This window comes from Paenibacillus sp. MER 180, from assembly GCF_023713665.1.
GTDB lineage: Bacteria > Bacillota > Bacilli > Paenibacillales > Paenibacillaceae > Paenibacillus_B > Paenibacillus_B suaedae.
Window position 1 is genome coordinate 386915 of sequence record NZ_JAMAVT010000002.1, and the last position, 19183, is coordinate 406097.

The following is a 19183-nucleotide window of genomic DNA, read 5'->3' on the forward strand; positions in this document are numbered from 1 at the left end:
CACCGTTCGGTTTGTGGTAAACTGTACGGTGAGGTGATTATCGTCATGGAACCATTTCAATTACAGAAGCCTGAGGCAGCAGAAGGGCCTGTCCTATTGAATGTCAAGAAATGGACAGAGGCTTATCCAGAGTTGACGGCTGGTTTCACAACAAGAAATGGCGGCGTGAGCAGTGAGCATTTTAACTCATTGAATTGTGCGCTGCATGTACACGATAATGAGGCAGATGTCATCCATAATCGCGAGCTTGTCGCCAAAGCGTGCGGCATGCCATTTGAAGCATGGACATGTGGTGAGCAGGTGCATGGAAGTCATGTTCATGTCGTTACAGAGGAAGAACGAGGAAAAGGAAGGCTGAATCGTGAAGATGCGATTCAAAATACGGATTCTTTGGTTACTGATGTTACGGGAGTTCTATTGACTTCATTTTATGCCGACTGTGTTCCATTGATGTTCTTAGATCCGATCCAGCGCGTGGTCGGTCTTGCACATGCAGGGTGGAAAGGAACCGTCAGCAATATTGGCGCTGCAACGGTACATAAGATGCAGGATCAGTTTGGCTGCCGTATTGAGCATATTCAAGCAGCGATTGGACCATCGATTGGCTCCTGCTGCTATGAGGTGGACGAGCGCGTAATTGGCGAAGTGCGGCGTGTGCTCGCAGGCGATCCACAAGCGGAGCAAGTTCAGAATGATATCATCCGTCCGACAACATCTGGGCATGCTATGCTTGATTTGCGTGAATTGAATCGACATTTGTTGATCCAAGCAGGAATTTTGGCAACAAATATCGAATGTACTACACTGTGCACCGGCTGCAATATAGATATGTTCTATTCCCACCGAATGGAGGGCGGGACGACCGGTCGCATGATGAGTTGGATTGGCTGGAAGAAGGGATGACAGAATGACGCTGCAGCAACGAATCGAAGCTATAGGGCGGAACATTCGCTGCTTCATTCAGGTGAATATCTAGGGTGAGGAATCCAAGCATGGATTAGAACCGGAACAAGCCGCGGCATTTGTGGAGCAATTGCGCGCGTTTCCTCATATTGAGCCGATTGGACTAATGACGATGGCTCCATACGAAGCTGAACCGGAACAGACGAGACCCTTATTTCGCAGATTACGGCATATTACGTGAGTTGCGAGACGAATTTGGATCATCGTTGTCCATATCATTGCCGCACTTATCGATGGGGATGCCCAATGATTTTGAAGTCGCTGTGGAAGAGAGGGCGACATGGCTGAGATTTGGATCCGTCCTAGTTGGGAAGGAAGGGGAAACGTAATGGGTGTAATGAACCGATTTATGAATTTTCTAGGACTTCAAGAAGAAGAAGAAATCATTGAGCGTGAGAAGGTAGTAACGGATATGAACGAGCAAGAGGTAGAAGCGCCGAATTTTGACCAGCGCAAATCCTCTAAGGCTGCTAATGTAGTGAGCATACACTCACAGAAGTCCTCCAAGATGGTGCTATATGAGCCGCGTTCTTATGATGAGGCCCAAGAGATTGCGGATCACTTGCGTTCACGGCGCTCGGTTATCGTGAATTTGCAAAGAGTTCGGAAGGATCAAGCTTTTCGGATTATTGATTTCTTGAGTGGCACGGTCTATGCATTAAGCGGAAACATATCCAAGGTTGGTGGAAATATATTCGTGTGTACCCCCGAGCAGGTTGAAATTCAAGGTTCCATCACAGAAATCCTACACGACGATTACGAAAACATGCAAACGAGGTGACCTTGTTGGAGTATCAGATAGCTGAATACGTGTATTACCTGTTCAACATATACAGATGGTTAATTATTGTTTATATTTTGATGTCTTGGGTACCTAATGTACGCGAGAGCTTTATCGGCGAAATTCTAGGCAAGATTGTTGAGCCTTATTTGGCTCCGTTCCGCCGTATTATTCCGCCAATCGGCGGGATGCTGGACATTTCCCCAATCGTGGCATTGTTCACGCTTGAGTTCGTGTACAGAGGTGTAATTGCTGTACTTCAGTATTTTATTTAGCAATAGGTGAGTGCTAGTGATGACAGCAAATGAAAATATTTATACGCACTTTCACCCTGATGAGCGTGTGTTTGTCGATCGCGCTGCGGAGTGGGTGGAACGTGCGGCGCAAGTCCACGAGATCCGTCGTACTGATTTTTTGGATCCGAGACAAGCTTTTATTGTGGCTACATTGGTCAATCGGAATGCTGATGTTCAGCTGCGCTTGGATGGAGGGCATGAGCAGGCCGAACGCAAGCGTGCGCTCATTGCTCCCGATTATGTATACGCAGACGGAGAAGAAATGGGGATGCAAGTCCTTCAAATTACTTCTTCCGACCGCAATTGGGGGCAGCTTGAGCATGGCGATTTCTTGGGAGCTGTGCTCGGGCTTGGCATAAAGCGAGACAAAATTGGCGATATTCACGTTAACGATGATCGTTGCCATATTGTGATCACAGAAGAAATTGGGGCTTTTCTCGATACACATCTGCGTCAGGTACATCGCGTGAATGTAATGACCGAGATTGTCCCATTATCCGAGCTTCGGACTGCTCATGCAGAGCTGAATATGATGTCCATAAGTGTTGCATCCCTTCGATTGGATGGTATTTCCAGCGATGTATTCAGACTTAGCCGAACGAAGATCGTAACCCCGATCAAGGCGGGGAGATGCAAGGTGAACTGGAAGGTAGAAGAAAATCCGTCCACCCAGCTCCAAGCGGGGGATGTTGTCTCCTTGCAAGGGTTCGGACGATTCAAAGTAATAGAAATTGAAGGCGTATCGAAAAAAGGCCGCATGCGTATTTCGGTAGGTACTTATACACGTTGAGCTCGCTGTAGTTTGTACGTTTGCAGCTAAGAGGGTTCGAAAAGACATGATTTGCCGCATGCTTTTGTAATTTTGAGGAGGTGCACACGATGCCATTGACACCACTAGACATACATAACAAGGAATTTAGCCGCAAGCTGCGCGGTTATGATGAGGACGCTGTTAACGAGTTCCTCGATCAGATTATTAAAGATTATGAAGCGCTAATTCGCGAGAACAAGGAACTGCAAAACCATGCAAACTCCTTGCAGGACAAGCTTGACCATTTCGCGAATCTTGAGGAAACCTTGAGCAAAACGATCATCGTTGCACAAGAAGCTGCGGATGAAGTGAAGAGCAATGCGAAGAAGGAAGCACAGCTTATCGTCAAAGAAGCTGAGAAAAATGCAGATCGCATCGTGAACGATGCACTGGCGAAGTCGCGCAAAGTTGCGTTGGAAGTTGAGGAGCTTAAGAAGCAATCCTCGATCTATCGTGCACGCTTCCGCACATTGGTTGAGGCTCAGATGGAGCTGCTCAATCAAGACGGCTGGGATGCGCTTGAGCGTGAAGAAGTGAAGGAAGTTAAAGAATTGTATTAGTCGTAGGGGCGGCTGATTGACATTTGCCGCAAAACACGATATAAATATGTATTAATAACGTGATATTCAATGACGGGAACGCACTGACACGCCCATCCGTTCTTCAGAGAGTCGGAGCAGGTGAGAACCGACGAACGAATCGTGTTCAGACATCATCCCAGAGAAGATATGCCGAATGCAGTTGGTTGGATTAAGGCTGGCGTAGTAAGCATATCCGGATCCCCTCCGTTATTGGGGGCTTGTATGCTTGGAGAAGCATGCATGATGAAGGTGCCGTACGACAATGTTGTAAGTCATTGTTGGACGGAACAAGGGTGGTAACGCGAGCAGAACCTCGTCCCTTTTTGGGAGGAGGTTTTTTTGTTTCCTCAATTATGTATCGAAGAAAGGAAGTATCACTGTGAGAAAAGTTGATGTCAAAGAACGCGCCCGGGAACGGGAGCTACGTGTATTGGCGAAATGGAACGCGGAAGATACATTTGCCAAGTCCATCGAGCATCGCGCAGACAAACCTAATTTCGTATTTTATGAAGGACCGCCTACAGCAAACGGAAAGCCTCATATTGGGCACGTGCTTGGACGTGTAATTAAGGACTTTATTTGCCGCTACAAGACAATGTCCGGCTATCGTGTCGTGCGTAAAGCGGGCTGGGATACACATGGTCTACCTGTAGAGCTTGGTGTTGAGAAGCAGCTTGGCATTTCTGGCAAACAGGAAATTGAGAACTATGGGGTAGAAGCATTCGTTAAAAAATGTAAAGCGAGTGTATTCGAATATGAGAAGCAGTGGCGTGAGCTTACGGAAGCGATCGGGTACTGGACGAATCTCGATGATCCATACATCACGCTTGATAACAACTATATTGAAAGTGTGTGGCACATCCTGTCCACGATTCATAAAAAAGGATTGTTGTACCGTGGGCACCGTGTAAGTCCATATTGCCCATGCTGCCAAACGACACTCAGTTCGCATGAGGTAGCACAAGGCTATGAAACGGTTAAGGATTTATCTGCAACTGTGAAGTTCAAGCTGCATGACAATGGCGAATATGTGCTTGCTTGGACAACCACACCGTGGACATTGCCAGCACACGCTGCACTTGCGATGAATCCGAACATGGATTATGTTCGCGTTCAGCAAGAAGACGGTGTATATATCGTTGCGAAAAATCTGGTTGAAGATGTGATGCAGGGCGAGTACAAGATCTTGTCTGAGCATAAAGGCTCTGAGTTCATTGGCAAGACGTATGCTGCTCCATTCCCATATGTTGTGCCCGAGAAGGGACATCTTATCGTCGCTGCTGATTTCGTAACAGATTCCAGCGGTACGGGTATCGTTCATATGGCCCCGGCTCACGGTGAAGACGACTACAAGAGTTGCCGTGAGAACGGAATTAGCTTCATCAGTGTTGTGAATGCCCAAGGCCGCTATAACGATGAGATTACTGATTTTGCAGGCCGCTTCGTGAAGGATTGCGATATCGACATCGTGAAGAAGTTGTCTGAGAACGGAACCTTGTACTCCAAAGAAAAATACGAGCACAGCTATCCATTCTGCTGGCGCTGCAAAACGCCGCTTCTCTACTATGCGACAGAATCGTGGTTCATTGAGACGACAGCGGTTAAAGATCAATTAATAGCAAATAACAGCAAGGTCGACTGGTACCCTGGTCATATTCGCGAAGGCCGCTTCGGCAACTTCTTGGAAGACTTGGTGGACTGGAATATTAGCCGTAACCGTTACTGGGGCACACCGCTAAACGTATGGGTATGCGGATCCTGTAAAGGTGAATACTCGCCAGACAGCCATCAAGACTTGCGCGATCGTGCGACGATGCCGGTAGATGAGAACCTGGAGCTGCATAAGCCATATGTGGATGAAGTTAAGCTGCACTGTCCGCATTGCGAACACGGTGTGATGGAACGTACGTCAGAAGTTATTGACGTATGGTTCGATAGTGGTTCGATGCCATTCGCTCAGCACCATCATCCGTTCGGAGATGAGAAGAAGTTCGAAGAACAGTTCCCTGCAGACATCATCTGTGAAGGAATTGACCAGACTCGCGGCTGGTTCTTCAGCTTGCTCGCTGTTGCAACACTGTATAAAGGCATAGCGCCATACAAGGCCGTTATCTCAACGGGTCACGTGCTCGATGAAAATGGACAGAAAATGTCCAAATCGAAGGGTAATGTTATCGACCCATGGGATATTATCAATGAGTACGGTACAGATGCATTCCGCTGGGCATTGCTGTCGGATAGTGCACCTTGGAACTCGAAGCGCTTCTCGAAGCAAATCGTAGCAGAAGCGAAATCCAAAGTAATTGATACGCTTGTGAACACGCATGCCTTCTATGCGTTGTATGCTTCCATTGATCAATATGATGCTAGTGCATATGAAGAGCGTCCGTCGAACAACAAGCTGGATCGTTGGATCTTGTCTCGCTTGCATACGCTGATCGCAAGTGTAAGTAAAGGACTGCAAGCGAATGACTTCTTGAATCCGGCAAAAGCTATCGAGTCTTACATCGATGAGTTGAGCAACTGGTACATCCGCCGTTCCCGTGACCGCTTCTGGGGCAGCGAGATGACAGAGGACAAATTGTCCGCCTACCAAACGCTTCGCCGTGTTCTGCTCACGTTGTCCAAACTTATCGCGCCATATGCACCGATGATTGCAGAAGACATCTACATGAATCTTGGCGGCACAAGCGAGAGTGTGCATTTAGCTGACTATCCTGTTGCAGATCAAGCCTTGATAGATGCCGAATTGGAACGCGATATGGAAACAGCTCGTGAAATCGTTGAGCTGGCACGCAACGTACGTAATGAAACAGGCATCAAAACGCGTCAACCGCTGTCTGAGCTTATCGTGTCCATGGATCGAGAGTTCCATCTGGAGGCTTATGAAGAAGTCATCAAGGAAGAGATCAATGTGAAGGAGATTCGCCTCGAGACAAGCGACTCCGGCTTTGTTGATTTCACATTGAAGCTTAACCTCAAAGTAGCCGGCAAGAAATACGGCAAAAATGTCGGTGTCCTGCAGGGCGCTCTGAAGTCGATGGCTGCTGAGGACACTCGTCGTATCGTCGAATCCGGTTTATGGAACTTCACGAACCAAGACGGTGAGAGCTTCGAGGTGACACGTGAGGAGCTTCTGATTGAGAAGCAAGCGAAATCTGGCTTCGCATCAGCATCAGGTTATCAAATTACAGTCGCATTGAATACGGAGATTACGCCGGAACTCGAGCAAGAGGGCTGGGTTCGCGAAGTTGTTCGCGGTATCCAAGACTTGCGCAAGAAGCTTGATCTGCCAATTGAGAAACGGGTCGATATCGTTCTGGATGCCGATGCGCAATTGCAAGCGGCGATTCAAGCGTTCGAGTCCACACTGCGTGATAACGTACTCGTTGCGAACTTGTCGTTTGGTTCTCAAGAGGGTATGGAATCCGTTGATTTGGGACAGAAGACGATCCGTGTCGCAATTGCGTAGCAGTTCCTGCGTATAGATGTTTCCAATTCAGGGGAATCTATAGTGGTCGTTAATCGCGGACGAGTATAAGAGGGGAGAGCGTTGACCTTGCAGATGGATAATCCATCTGTTCGGTCACGCTCTTTTTGCGATATAAGGGGATGCAGTACATCGGCTTTCACAGAGGAGGAAATGTCTGTCATGACAGAGCATGATTCGAACAATTCTACAAATCCGCATAACCCAAGTGCCGAGCGTGAACAAACAATAATTCAACAAGAGGATGATACTCGCATAACCAAGGGTAAGGAGCAATTGACGGATTCGAGTTCATTGGATACCCAAGGAGAATCAAAAGCAGGCGTATCCATCACCACTACGCAAGATGAAGATGATGCTAAAAAAATGATGAAGAGCATTCATGATTATACGCTGCAAATTGCACAAGCGATGGAGAAGTCTAGAATTTCAGAATACAATGAATTGCTGTTCAATCCGCGCAAGCTGATCTGGGTGAACCTCATGGGTGGAGCGGCCCGCGGTGTTGGGATTGCGATTGGATTTACGCTATTTACGGCTATCATTGTCTACATTTTGCAATATTTAGGGGCGCTCAATCTGCCTATCATCGGTGATTTTATCGCTGACATTGTACGAATTGTTCAGCATCAGCTTGATACGAAGTTCTATTGATTCCCATCGTAATCGGCATCATATTCTTGATCAGGCTCGAATAACCCGACGCCCTCTTTGTTATCCATATATTGACGATATTGACGATTGCGAACGATAGTTACATGGCGTCCTGTCATATCCGTAGCGACAAAGCTCTCATAGGCTTCAACACAGCCATCGAGTTCTTCGGATGCTTCGATATAGAGATTGCCGTAATCATCGACGTCGCGTTCTTCATGCATGGCAGGTGTATTGGATGTCCCCCAGGACTCGACTATTTGCCAAGCATCTTCACCGTCGAAGCCATTTTGCGTATCTTCGTCAAGGCTAGTCCTCCCGAATGGAGGCATAAGAAACTGTTCTTCGACCGGCCGACGTTGGGACACTATCTGCTCAGGGGAATGCTCGACGCAATACATCGTGGAAGGGACGGCTTCAAGACGTTCATAAGGGATGTCCTTGCCGCATACAACACACTTGCCGTATTGTCCCTTATCCATGCGGGATAGGGCAGTATCAATGCGTTCAAGCAATATTTCATCGTGCTCATTTAGTGCGATGTCCTTACCGCGCTCGAACATCTCAGTGCCAACGTCCGCGGGGTGATTGTCCAGTGTGGACAGCTCTCCTGTGTTTTCACGTAAGGAATTGGACAGACCATAATGATCTCCGTGATGAAGACGGCGCTCGATCTGGGCCTTGGATTGCAGCAATTGTTGTTGCAAGCTGTTTAATTGTTCAGAGGATAGTCGATTCATTCGTGCAGAACGCTCCTTTCGCGTTGGCGTAACTTATGTCTAGCATGTGCAAGTTGAAGGACGTTCCTGCGTGGTAAATGGCGTAGGCGTTGGATTGGTTTGGGTTCGGCTCCTGTGATACAATGAGCACAGCTTCAAGTTCTTTCACACTTAATAAAAATTAAATGAGGTGACTGTGGCACGTGTGGTACTATATTATCGCCTTTATCGTTTTGCTGATTGATCAAGTAAGCAAATGGATGATCGCTACGAATTTGCAACTGAGAGAAAAAATTTCGGTAATCGGTAACTTCTTCTTGATTACGTCGCATCGGAATACGGGGGCGGCCTTCAGCATTTTGGAAAATCAGCGCTGGTTCTTCATTGTCGTTACGACAGTGGTAGTAATCGGACTTGTATGGTATATGCAGAAGATTAAACATCAGAGTGGGGTCATATTGCCACTGGGACTCAGCTTGATCTTAGGTGGGGCGATCGGCAATTTTATCGACCGTCTGCTTACAGGGGAAGTTGTTGATTTCCTGCAGTTCAATTTCGGGTCGTACACGTTCCCAATATTCAATGTAGCGGATATGGGAATCTGTATCGGTGTAGGACTGGTACTGCTTGATGCGCTCGTAACCGTGAAGCGGGAGAATCAATCCGGCACGGGTACACCTGCAGAACAACAAGATCATTCATCGAACCAAGCATAGGATTAGCATAGAGGGGATTGTAAGCAATGACAGAAGAACATCAAATGCAAGAACAAGCAGGGGACGAAGGTCGAGAGCCATACATATGGACGGTCGAGTCGGCTAATGCGAAAGATCGGATCGACAAATTTATTACAGAGTCAATTGAAGAAGAGGTTTCTCGGTCACAAGTACAACTATGGATACGTGATCAGCATGTGCTCGTGAATGGTAATCCAGTGAAGCCGAACTATAAAGTAGCAGCCGAAGATGTCATCACACTGACAATGCCTGAGCCGGAGTCTGCTGATATTGTAGCTGAGGATATTCCGCTGGATGTATATTTTGAAGACAAGGACGTTATTGTAATCAATAAGCCGCGCGGTATGGTTGTCCATCCAGCACCAGGACATACGTCGGGGACGGTTGTTAATGCATTGATGTTCCATTGCCATGATTTGTCTGGTATTAACGGCGAACTTCGGCCTGGAATTGTTCACCGCATTGATAAGGATACATCAGGCTTGCTGATGGCGGCCAAGCATGATCGCGCACATGTTCACCTTGCAGCACAGCTGAAAGAGCACTCGGTTACTCGGAAATATGTGGCGCTTGTGCATGGGAATGTGCCTCATGATCAAGGAACAATCGACGCCCCAATTGGGCGTGATACCCATGATCGGAAGATGTACACCGTAACCGAGAATAACAGCAAGCATGCGGTAACACATTTTAAGGTGATGGAGCGGTTCGGGGACGCGACCCTTGTTGAATTGCAATTGGAGACAGGCCGTACACATCAGATCCGTGTGCATATGAAATTCATTGGTCATCCTCTTGTCGGGGATCCAATGTATAGTCGAGGGACACGCGGTCTGACTATGAATGGACAGGCATTGCATGCCATGACGCTAGGATTCGTACATCCTACAAGCGGGGAGACGGTGGAACTTCATGCTCCGCTTCCTGAAGACATGGAAAACTTGCTTCATTCCATTCGCAATAGATAGTTGTTTTACAGTCGTAATTATGCAAATCAACCCATGATATTTAGTTGTAAAACAGTATATAATCTAATATTCGTGTAAAAAAAGTGCAAATTGTATTGAAGATCGTTCATTCCTTTCGTCGTCATTATCAAGCATAGTTAATACATTGGCATCATAACCGATATAAGACTGGTGCAGGAGAAGGGGCTGGATAAGATGACGACAGAATTTTATCAAAACACATATATTCAACATACATTTGCAGAGCGAATTGGCGGAGCCAATTACGGAAAAGACACGAATATCTACAAATTTGAAAAGATTAAACGAGCTAAGGCTGCTGCCAAATTACAGTTCCCTGATGTGGAATTGATCGATATGGGTGTCGGTGAACCGGATGAAATGGCTGACGCAGGTATCGTGGCTGCATTGGCAGAAGAAGCGTCCAAGCCCGAAAACCGCGGTTACGCTGATAATGGCATTGCAGAGTTTAAGCATGCTGCGGCAACCTATTTGAAAGAAGTATTTCAGGTCGAAGGGATTGATCCAGATACTGAGGTGCTTCATTCCATTGGTACGAAGCCAGCGCTTGCGATGCTGCCTTCCTGCTTCATCAATCCAGGGGACATTACGATTATGACGGTTCCTGGCTATCCGGTAATGGGTACGCACACGAAATATTTAGGCGGAGAAGTGTATAACATTCCACTTACGGCGGACAATAACTTTTTGCCTGATTTGGATGCTATCCCTGAAGAGGTGTGCCAACGGGCCAAGCTGCTCTATTTGAACTATCCGAACAATCCAACTGGAGCAGTAGCGAGTGTTGAGTTCTTTACCAATGCCATTGCTTGGGCGAAGCAGCACAAGGTCATCATTGTACATGATGCCCCTTACGCAGCGTTGACCTATGACGGCAACAAGCCGCTAAGCTTCTTGAGCGTACCTGGAGCGAAGGACGTTGGGGTTGAGCTCCATTCCTTGTCCAAGTCGTACAACATGACGGGATGGCGCATTGGCTTTATTGCCGGCAATCCACTTATTGTGAAGGCATTCGGTGACGTCAAGGACAATAACGATTCCGGCCAGTTCATCGCGATCCAGAAGGCAGCGGCATACGGCCTGGCTCATCCAGAGATTACGGAAGCGATCGCTGACAAATACTCTCGCCGTCATGACCTGCTGGTTGCAGCACTTAATGAAGCGGGATTCCGTGCCGTTAAGCCGCAAGGTTCCTTCTTCCTCTATGTTGAAGCGCCAAAGGCGGTGCAGGGCGGGCCAGAATTCAGATCGGCTGAGGACTTCTCCCAATATTTAATTCGAGAGAAGTTAATCTCGACAGTGCCTTGGGATGATGCAGGAAGCTTTATTCGGTTTTCGGTTACGTTCCAAGCCCGGGGCGAGGCGGAAGAGAAGCGTGTAATGAGTGAGCTCAAGCGCAGACTTACCGATGTTGAATATATTTTCTAAAATTTATGTGAGTACTATTGCTTGACATGGATCGTGAGAAGTGGGATAATCCAGTTAATCAAATAAGACCTTTAAATCAGTCCCGTGAGACTGGCAAGGTAACGCTCGTTTACGAGAAAGAACACGTGAAGAGCGGAAGGAAGAAGCATGTCCGTTAGATGCCGAGAGCTATGATGGATTGCGAAGAGCTTCTACTTCTGCGCTGTAGCTTCATGCAGCTTCTTTCGGCGCATATCGTGAATGCACACAACTCCTTGCCTACGGGCAAGGAGTTTTTTTGTATCTGCGCACACTATCGATATACAGCCTAGTCCTTACTCGAGTAAGGGCGGGAATACGGAAGGAGACAAAATCTAAATGAGCAAGACCGAATTCAATATCATTATGGATGAAGCAGCGATTCGACGAGCACTTACACGGATTGCACACGAAATTCTCGAACGAAATAAAGGCATTGAAAACTGTGTACTTGTCGGAATCCGGACAAGAGGGATCTTCTTCGCAAGGCGCATTGCTGAACGAATCCAACTGATTGAGAATGTGAACATTCAAGTCGGAGAGCTGGACATTACGAGATATCGCGATGATAAGAAGCGGGAAGAACGGGAGGCGGCAGACATTAGCGAGCCATTCCCAATACAGGATAAGAAAATTATCTTGTGCGACGATGTGCTCTATACGGGACGGACGATTCGCGCAGCAATGGATGCACTAATGGATCAAGGCCGACCGCAAATGATTCAGCTGGCGGTCCTGGCAGACCGAGGGCATCGGGAATTGCCGATTCGACCTGATTATGTTGGTAAAAATGTACCGACTTCACGCACCGAAGAGATTGAAGTTGCCTTGAAGGAATTAGACGGCATCGATGAAGTGAAAATCGTACACCACAGGGGGTAGCAGCAATGACAATACAGTTGGAACGTACGGTAAAAGACCGCAGCTTACTGGGCTTAAAGTCACTAAGCAGATTCGAAATCGAATCCATATTGAATCGAGCCGCACATTGGGATGGGCAGGATGCTAAAGTACAAGATGCATTAAAAAATAAATTTGTAGCCAACATGTTTTTCGAGAACAGCACGCGCACCCGCTGTTCGTTCGAAGTAGCCGAGAAGCGTCTGGGTGCAGAGGTTATCAACTTCTCTGCATCCTCCTCGAGTGTAGAGAAGGGCGAATCAATCTACGATACGGTTCGAACACTCGAATCTATGGGCATGGATGCAGGGGTTATCCGCTTGAAGCCGATTGGGCTCTTGGAACAAATTGCGGAACGCGTCAAGATGCCGCTGATCAACGCAGGCGACGGGAATAATGAGCATCCCACACAGGCACTCCTAGACCTGTACACAATGCGCAAGCATTTTGGACAGCTAGATGGACTGAATGTCACGATAGTCGGAGATATTGAGCACAGCCGAGTGGCACGCTCTAATTTATACGCGCTTCGCAAGTTCGGAGCGAACGTAAGCTTCTGTGCACCGGATAATATGCGTGCTCATGATTTGGATGCACCGTATGTGACGATGGATGAAGCGCTGCAGTCAGATGTGGTCATGATGCTTCGCGTACAGCTTGAGCGTCATGAATCAGAAGTGATGCACTCGACAGCGGCGTACCGGTCAGAGTATGGCATGACGCTTGAACGCGTCGCATTGATGAAGAAACATGCGATTGTTATGCATCCAGCCCCTGTCAATCGCAATGTAGAAATTGATGACGAGGTCGTTGAAACAGAACAGTCGCGAATCTTCGAGCAAATGGCAAACGGGGTTCCCGTACGGATGGCAGTACTGGAGCGAGCACTCTCATAGGAATCACTTCTTATATAGAAGAAATCGATAGATTGAAATTGAATGAAATTGAAAAATACCAACCAGACGGACGAACACTTCACAATGGCACTGTAAGGAGAGAGAAACCGATGATCGTATTAACAAATGCAAAGATATTAAATACCGAAGGCGAATTGGTTGACGCTAACATTTGGATGGAAGAAGGCGTCATCCGTCGGATTACGAATCGCGAAGAAGCTGCTCCAGCGGGAGCAGAAGTTCATGACATCGAAGGAAAATTCGTATCGGCAGGCTTCATCGACATGCACGTTCATTTGAGAGAGCCTGGCTTTGAACATAAAGAAACGATTGCAACAGGTACTCACTCCGCGGCAAAGGGTGGATTTACAACAATCGCATGTATGCCGAACACGCGTCCAGTCACAGACACACCAGAAACGGTACAACTTATTCTCGATAAAGCAGAGCAAGAAGGCTATGTGAAGGTCTTGCCTTATGGCTCGATTACGAAGAGTGAGCTGGGAAGAGAGCTTACAGACTTTGTAGCCTTGAAAAATGCAGGTGTTGTCGGCTTCACTGACGATGGGGTTGGTGTACAGAATGCCCAAATGATGAAGGATGCGATGAACTGGGCCAAGGAACTGGGCATGCCGGTTATCGCACACTGTGAAGATGATTCGCTAGTTAAAGGTGCGGCAGTAACAGATGGAGAGTTCGCCCGCAAGCATGGATTGAAGGGGATTCCGAATGAATCGGAAGCGATTCATGTAGGCCGGGATGTGCTGCTGGCAGAAGCGACAGGCGTACATTATCATGTGTGCCACGTTAGCACAGAACAGTCCGTTCGGCTTATCCGTCAAGCGAAGCAGTTCGGTGTGAAGGTGACTGCAGAGATATGTCCACATCACCTGCTTCTCTCAGATGAAGATATCCCGGGATTGGATTCAAACTGGAAGATGAATCCACCGCTTCGCTCGCCTCGCGATGTAGAAGCCTGCATTGAGGCGCTGGTTGATGGCACAATCGACATTGTCGTAACAGACCATGCACCACATAGTGAAGAAGAGAAAGCCAAAGGGATGGAGCTTGCACCGTTCGGTATTGTCGGATTGGAAACAGCATTCCCTCTCCTTTATACGAAATTCGTAGCGACAGGCAAATGGCCGCTATCTCTGCTCATCAATCGCATGACAAGCGACCCGGCAAGAACGTTCGGCTTGAATACAGGACGTCTTGAAGAAGGAGCGCCGGCAGACATTACGGTTATTGACTTGGAGACCGAGCATAAAGTGAATCCGGACGAATTCTTGACTAAGGGACGGAATACGCCGTTCACAGATTGGAGCTTGAAGGGATGGCCAGTGAAGACATTCGTAGACGGCCGTCTTGTATGGAGCAAGTAACAAGATTGATAGATAGTCCATTATAGATAGATAAAAATAGCAACGTGAAGTGCACAAGATAGAGAGCGAGGAGTGACGGACATGCAAGCAAGATTGTTGTTGGAAGATGGTACCCTCTTTACAGGAACGGGGTTCGGTGCAGACGGTGAGTCTGTAGGTGAGGTTGTATTTAATACAGGGATTACAGGATATCAAGAGGTATTGTCCGACCCATCTTACTGTGGACAAATTGTAACGATGACGTACCCGCTGATTGGCAATTACGGCATTACGCGCGATGACTTCGAATCCATTCGTCCTTACGTAAACGGGTTCGTCGTGCGCAGACATGAAGAAGTTCCTAGCAACTGGCGCGCTGAGTATTCGGTAGACCGTCTCCTGAAAGAATACGGCATCGTAGGCATCAGTGGCATCGATACGCGCATGCTGACTCGCAAGCTTCGTCACTTCGGTACGATGAAGGGATTGCTGACAACAGGCAAGCAATCAATAGAAGAATTGAAGGAAATGCTAGGTGTTGCGGAATTGATGCGGGATCAAGTAGCACGCACTTCAACGAAGCAGCTCTTCTCCAGCCCTGGTGACAAAGAACGCATCGTTCTTGTCGACTTCGGCGCGAAGAGCGGTATCGTGCGCGAGCTGACAAAGCGCGGCTGTGATGTGGTAGTAGTTCCACATGACACAACAGCAGACGAAATTCGACGCTTGCGCCCTGATGGAATTCAATTGTCCAACGGCCCTGGGGATCCGAAGGATGTGCCGCATGCTGTGAAGATGCTGCAAGAGCTTCTTGAAGAGTACCCAATCTTCGGTATCTGCTTGGGACACCAATTGTTCGCACTCGCTTGCGGAGCTGACACTGGGAAATTGAAGTTCGGCCATCGCGGTGGAAACCATCCGGTTAAAGAGCTCGCAACGAATCGCTGCTATATTACTTCTCAGAACCATGGATATACAGTTCTGGAGGATTCGGTGCAAGGTACGGAATTGAAAGTAACTCATATCAACAATAACGATAAAACAATTGAAGGACTTGCACATGCGAAGTACCCAGCCTTCTCGGTACAATATCACCCAGAAGCGGCTCCTGGTCCTCATGACAGCAGCTACTTGTTCGACCAATTCATTGATATGATTCGAGAGCATAAACGCAATCAACCTAAGACTCCGCGCCAAGCGGAGCTCGTAGCACAGCTGAAAGGGGAACTATAAAATGCCGAAAAATAACGACCTCAAGAAAATCCTTGTTATCGGATCAGGCCCGATCGTAATCGGTCAGGCAGCCGAGTTCGACTATGCAGGAACACAAGCATGTGAAGCACTGAAAGAAGAAGGCATGGAAGTCGTTCTCATCAACAGCAACCCAGCTACGATTATGACAGATACAAATATGGCCGATAAGGTGTATATCGAGCCGATTACTCTGGAGTTTGTAACACAGATTATCCGCCAAGAGCGCCCAGATGGATTGCTTCCGACACTGGGTGGCCAGACTGGCTTGAATATGGCTATGGAACTTGCTCGTGCAGGTGTGCTTGAGCAAGAGAACGTGAAGCTTCTCGGGACGCAGCTGGATTCCATTGAGCGCGCAGAAGACCGTGACTTGTTCCGCGACCTGATGCGTGAACTGGAGCAGCCGGTACCGGAAAGTGTTATTGTCAACTCGGTACAGGAAGCAGTTGACTTCGCAAATACGATTGGGTACCCAATTATCGTCCGCCCTGCTTATACGCTTGGGGGTACAGGTGGCGGTATTTGCGCGAACGAAGAAGAATTACGCGATACGGTTGCATCAGGTATCCGCTACAGTCCAATCGGACAGTGCTTGATTGAGAAGAGCATCGCGGGCATGAAGGAAGTCGAGTATGAAGTTATGCGTGACGCGAACGACAACTGTATCGTAGTCTGCAACATGGAGAACTTCGACCCGGTAGGTGTCCATACAGGCGACAGTATCGTCGTAGCACCGAGCCAAACGCTGTCGGATCGCGAGTATCAAATGCTGCGCTCCGCATCACTTAAAATCATCCGCGCACTCAACATTGAAGGTGGATGTAACGTTCAGTTCGCGCTGGATCCACACAGCTATCAATACTACGTCATCGAGGTTAACCCTCGTGTCAGCCGCTCTTCTGCACTTGCTTCGAAAGCAACAGGCTATCCGATTGCGAAGATGGCAGCGAAAATCGCGGTCGGCTACACACTTGACGAAATCGTGAACCCAGTTACGGGTCAAACATACGCATGCTTCGAGCCTACACTCGACTACATCGTATCGAAGATTCCGCGCTGGCCGTTCGATAAATTCACACAAGCGAACCGCAAGCTAGGTACGCAAATGAAAGCAACAGGCGAAGTCATGGCCATCGGACGTACATTCGAAGAGTCCATGCACAAGGCAATCCGCTCCCTGGAAATCGGCGTACATCGCTTGATGTTGAAAGGTACGGAAGAGCTGGACAAAGAAACATTGGAATATCGTCTGCAAACACCAGATGATGAGCGCATGTTCTTGCTGGCAGAAGCATTCCGCCGCGGATATACACTGCAGCAGTTGCAGGATCTCTCGAAAATCGACTGGTGGTTCCTCGACAAGCTGGAAGGCATGATCAAGTTTGAAGACCGCATTCGTGAAGAAGAAACACTGTCTGAGCAAACGCTCTACGAAGCGAAGCGCATGGGCTTCACAGACCGCGCGATTGCTGAACTGCGCAGTGAGGGCCAGCCTGGCGGTACTTGCACGAAGGAAGCTGAAGTTCGTGACTATCGAGTACAACAAGGCTTGAAGCCTGTCTACAAAATGGTCGATACATGTGCGGCAGAGTTCGAAGCGACAACACCGTACTACTACTCGACCTATGAAGTAGAAAATGAAGTTATTGAATCCAATAAAGAAAAAATCTTAGTACTTGGCTCTGGTCCAATTCGCATCGGTCAAGGTATCGAATTCGACTACTCGACTGTACATGCGGTATGGGCGATTCAAGATGCAGGGTATGAAGCAGTAATCATCAACAACAACCCTGAGACCGTATCAACGGACTTCAACACATCAGACCGCTTGTACTTCGAGCCGCTCTTCTTCGAAGACGTAATGAATGTTATTGAGCAGGAGAAGCCGGTAGGGGTTATCGTCCAATTCGGTGGACAAACGGCTATCAACCTTGCAGCACCGCTGGCAGCTGCTGGTGTGCGGATTCTCGGTTCGAGCTTGGAGAGCATCGATGAAGCGGAAGACCGGAAGAAATTCGAAGCTTTGCTGTCGCGCCTTCATATTGCACAGCCGCAAGGCAGCACGGTAACATCTGTTGACGAGGCAGTAGGTACGGCACAATCGCTCGGCTACCCGGTACTTGTTCGTCCATCCTACGTTCTGGGCGGACGCGCAATGGAAATCGTGTACTCTGACCAAGAACTGTTGACCTACATGGAGCAAGCAGTGAAAATCAACCCTGAGCATCCGGTTCTCATCGATCGCTACATGCTTGGCAAAGAGGTTGAAGTCGATGCCATCTGTGATGGCGAGACGGTGCTTATCCCTGGTATCATGGAGCATGTTGAGCGCGCAGGGGTACACTCCGGTGACTCGATTGCAGTATATCCACCACAGCACTTGTCCGAAGAGCTGAAGCAGCAAATCGTGGATGTTACGATTCGCATCGCAAAGGAACTGAAGACGGTCGGCTTGATTAACATCCAGTTCGTCATCTACCATGACCAAGTATATGTGATTGAAGTGAATCCACGCTCCTCGCGTACGGTTCCATTCTTAAGTAAAGTGACGAACATTCCAATGGCGAATGTGGCAACGAAGCTTATCTTGGGTACGAAGCTGAGTGACCTTGGCTATCAAGAGGGCTTGTGGCCAGAAGATGACCATGTATCGGTTAAAGTTCCTGTGTTCTCGTTCGCGAAGCTGCGCCGCGTTGAACCGACACTCGGTCCTGAGATGAAATCAACAGGTGAAGTTATGGGACGCGACAAGCAATATGCGAAGGCATTGTACAAAGGCCTTATCGGTTCCGGTATGAAGATTCCTTCAACTGGCGCTATCATCTGTACAGTAGCAGATAAGGATAAGGAAGAAGCAGTTGGATTGATGCGCGGTTTCGTGGGCCTTGGCTACAAGATCATTGCGACAGGTGGAACAGCGGTTGCGCTTGAAAATGCAGGTCTGAGCGTGACAAATGTCAAGAAACTGACAGAAGGCTCGCCTAACATTCTGGATCTCATCCGCGGAGGAGAGGCGCACTTCGTTGTCAACACCTTGACGAAGGGCAAAACGCCAGAACGCGATGGCTTCCGCATTCGCCGCGAAGCAGTAGAGAACGGCGTAGTCTGCATGACATCGCTGGATACTGTACGCGCGCTGCTGGGCATGCTGGAGCAAATCAACTTCTCATCCCGCGCAATGCCGGTTGTTCAGAAGTAATCACTGAAGAAATAGACGAGTATCGTCTCACAATAGAAGCAGAATCGAGGAGGCCGCAAGGCCTCCTCGGAGTATGAATAGGCTATGGACGAAGCTTGGGGCA

18 protein-coding genes are annotated in these 19183 nt (G+C 48.2%); 17 read left to right on the top strand and 1 reads right to left on the bottom strand.

Annotated features, from left to right (window positions below):
* Positions 1-45: 45 nt before the first annotated feature.
* The 9 genes from pgeF to M3661_RS04410 all read left to right on the top strand — a co-directional run bounded on the left by pgeF (position 46) and on the right by M3661_RS04410 (position 7576).
* Positions 46-903, top strand: coding sequence for a peptidoglycan editing factor PgeF (gene pgeF / locus M3661_RS04370; protein WP_065292685.1), 858 nt, complete (start codon positions 46-48; stop codon positions 901-903).
* A 121-nt stretch (positions 904-1024) separates the two neighbouring features.
* On the top strand, positions 1025-1144 hold the full coding sequence (locus M3661_RS30665) for a hypothetical protein (protein ID WP_397376487.1): 120 nt from the start codon (positions 1025-1027) through the stop codon (positions 1142-1144).
* 147 nt (positions 1145-1291) lie between these two features.
* Complete coding sequence (locus M3661_RS04380; protein ID WP_021256744.1) at positions 1292-1744, top strand: cell division protein SepF; 453 nt, start codon at positions 1292-1294, stop codon at positions 1742-1744.
* A gap of 2 nt (positions 1745-1746) precedes the next feature.
* Positions 1747-2019: a YggT family protein gene (locus tag M3661_RS04385; RefSeq protein WP_036592436.1), complete on the top strand. Its 273-nt coding sequence runs from the start codon at positions 1747-1749 to the stop codon at positions 2017-2019.
* A 19-nt stretch (positions 2020-2038) separates the two neighbouring features.
* The gene (locus M3661_RS04390; protein ID WP_065292684.1) at positions 2039-2830 is read left to right on the top strand and encodes a YlmH family RNA-binding protein; all 792 of its coding nucleotides are present in this window, start codon (positions 2039-2041) and stop codon (positions 2828-2830) included.
* An 89-nt stretch (positions 2831-2919) separates the two neighbouring features.
* A complete protein-coding gene (locus M3661_RS04395) occupies positions 2920-3411 on the top strand; it encodes a DivIVA domain-containing protein (protein WP_021256741.1) in 492 nt (163 codons plus the stop codon).
* 120 nt (positions 3412-3531) lie between these two features.
* The gene (locus M3661_RS04400; RefSeq protein WP_139070715.1) at positions 3532-3732 is read left to right on the top strand and encodes a hypothetical protein; all 201 of its coding nucleotides are present in this window, start codon (positions 3532-3534) and stop codon (positions 3730-3732) included.
* Between the two features lie 79 nt (positions 3733-3811).
* Positions 3812-6904, top strand: coding sequence for an isoleucine--tRNA ligase (gene ileS / locus M3661_RS04405; protein WP_251482608.1), 3093 nt, complete (start codon positions 3812-3814; stop codon positions 6902-6904).
* 348 nt (positions 6905-7252) lie between these two features.
* Entirely contained in the window at positions 7253-7576 is a 324-nt protein-coding gene (locus M3661_RS04410) for a DUF5665 domain-containing protein (protein WP_397376491.1), read from the top strand.
* Here the strand turns inward: M3661_RS04410 and M3661_RS04415 are convergent.
* The gene (locus M3661_RS04415) at positions 7570-8316 is read right to left on the bottom strand and encodes a TraR/DksA C4-type zinc finger protein (RefSeq protein ID WP_251482609.1); all 747 of its coding nucleotides are present in this window, start codon (positions 8314-8316) and stop codon (positions 7570-7572) included. The two genes, M3661_RS04410 and M3661_RS04415, sit on opposite strands and share 7 nt — an antisense overlap.
* A gap of 182 nt (positions 8317-8498) precedes the next feature.
* On the opposite strand from M3661_RS04415, the gene lspA reads away from it, so the two are divergent.
* The 8 genes from lspA to carB all read left to right on the top strand — a co-directional run bounded on the left by lspA (position 8499) and on the right by carB (position 19080).
* Positions 8499-9011 (top strand): signal peptidase II, encoded by a 513-nt coding sequence (gene lspA / locus M3661_RS04420; RefSeq protein WP_065292681.1) that lies wholly within the window; start codon positions 8499-8501, stop codon positions 9009-9011.
* Positions 9012-9037: 26 nt separating this feature from the next.
* A complete protein-coding gene (locus M3661_RS04425; RefSeq protein WP_065292680.1) occupies positions 9038-10000 on the top strand; it encodes an RluA family pseudouridine synthase in 963 nt (320 codons plus the stop codon).
* 195 nt (positions 10001-10195) lie between these two features.
* A complete protein-coding gene (locus M3661_RS04430; RefSeq protein WP_251482610.1) occupies positions 10196-11449 on the top strand; it encodes an LL-diaminopimelate aminotransferase in 1254 nt (417 codons plus the stop codon).
* 357 nt (positions 11450-11806) lie between these two features.
* Entirely contained in the window at positions 11807-12349 is a 543-nt protein-coding gene (gene pyrR, locus M3661_RS04435; protein ID WP_065292678.1) for a bifunctional pyr operon transcriptional regulator/uracil phosphoribosyltransferase PyrR, read from the top strand.
* 5 nt (positions 12350-12354) lie between these two features.
* Entirely contained in the window at positions 12355-13263 is a 909-nt protein-coding gene (locus M3661_RS04440; RefSeq protein WP_251482611.1) for an aspartate carbamoyltransferase catalytic subunit, read from the top strand.
* A 110-nt stretch (positions 13264-13373) separates the two neighbouring features.
* The gene (locus M3661_RS04445; protein ID WP_251482612.1) at positions 13374-14648 is read left to right on the top strand and encodes a dihydroorotase; all 1275 of its coding nucleotides are present in this window, start codon (positions 13374-13376) and stop codon (positions 14646-14648) included.
* Between the two features lie 81 nt (positions 14649-14729).
* Positions 14730-15860, top strand: a complete 1131-nt coding sequence (carA, locus tag M3661_RS04450) for a glutamine-hydrolyzing carbamoyl-phosphate synthase small subunit (protein WP_065292676.1) — start codon at positions 14730-14732, stop codon at positions 15858-15860.
* A gap of 1 nt (position 15861) precedes the next feature.
* Positions 15862-19080, top strand: coding sequence for a carbamoyl-phosphate synthase large subunit (gene carB, locus M3661_RS04455; RefSeq protein ID WP_251482620.1), 3219 nt, complete (start codon positions 15862-15864; stop codon positions 19078-19080).
* Positions 19081-19183: the final 103 nt, after the last annotated feature.

Excerpts from the sequence above, each read along its gene's own strand:
- pgeF (WP_065292685.1), top strand. The coding sequence starts at position 46 with ATGGAACCATTTCAATTACAGAAGCCTGAGGCAGCAGAAGGGCCTGTC.
- M3661_RS04380 (WP_021256744.1), top strand. The coding sequence starts at position 1,292 with ATGGGTGTAATGAACCGATTTATGAATTTTCTAGGACTTCAAGAAGAA.
- M3661_RS04390 (WP_065292684.1), top strand. The coding sequence starts at position 2,039 with ATGACAGCAAATGAAAATATTTATACGCACTTTCACCCTGATGAGCGT.
- M3661_RS04395 (WP_021256741.1), top strand. The coding sequence starts at position 2,920 with ATGCCATTGACACCACTAGACATACATAACAAGGAATTTAGCCGCAAG.
- M3661_RS04415 (WP_251482609.1), bottom strand. The coding sequence starts at position 8,316 with ATGAATCGACTATCCTCTGAACAATTAAACAGCTTGCAACAACAATTG.
- M3661_RS04425 (WP_065292680.1), top strand. The coding sequence starts at position 9,038 with ATGACAGAAGAACATCAAATGCAAGAACAAGCAGGGGACGAAGGTCGA.
- M3661_RS04430 (WP_251482610.1), top strand. The coding sequence starts at position 10,196 with ATGACGACAGAATTTTATCAAAACACATATATTCAACATACATTTGCA.
- pyrR (WP_065292678.1), top strand. The coding sequence starts at position 11,807 with ATGAGCAAGACCGAATTCAATATCATTATGGATGAAGCAGCGATTCGA.
- M3661_RS04440 (WP_251482611.1), top strand. The coding sequence starts at position 12,355 with ATGACAATACAGTTGGAACGTACGGTAAAAGACCGCAGCTTACTGGGC.
- M3661_RS04445 (WP_251482612.1), top strand. The coding sequence starts at position 13,374 with ATGATCGTATTAACAAATGCAAAGATATTAAATACCGAAGGCGAATTG.
- carA (WP_065292676.1), top strand. The coding sequence starts at position 14,730 with ATGCAAGCAAGATTGTTGTTGGAAGATGGTACCCTCTTTACAGGAACG.
- carB (WP_251482620.1), top strand. The coding sequence starts at position 15,862 with ATGCCGAAAAATAACGACCTCAAGAAAATCCTTGTTATCGGATCAGGC.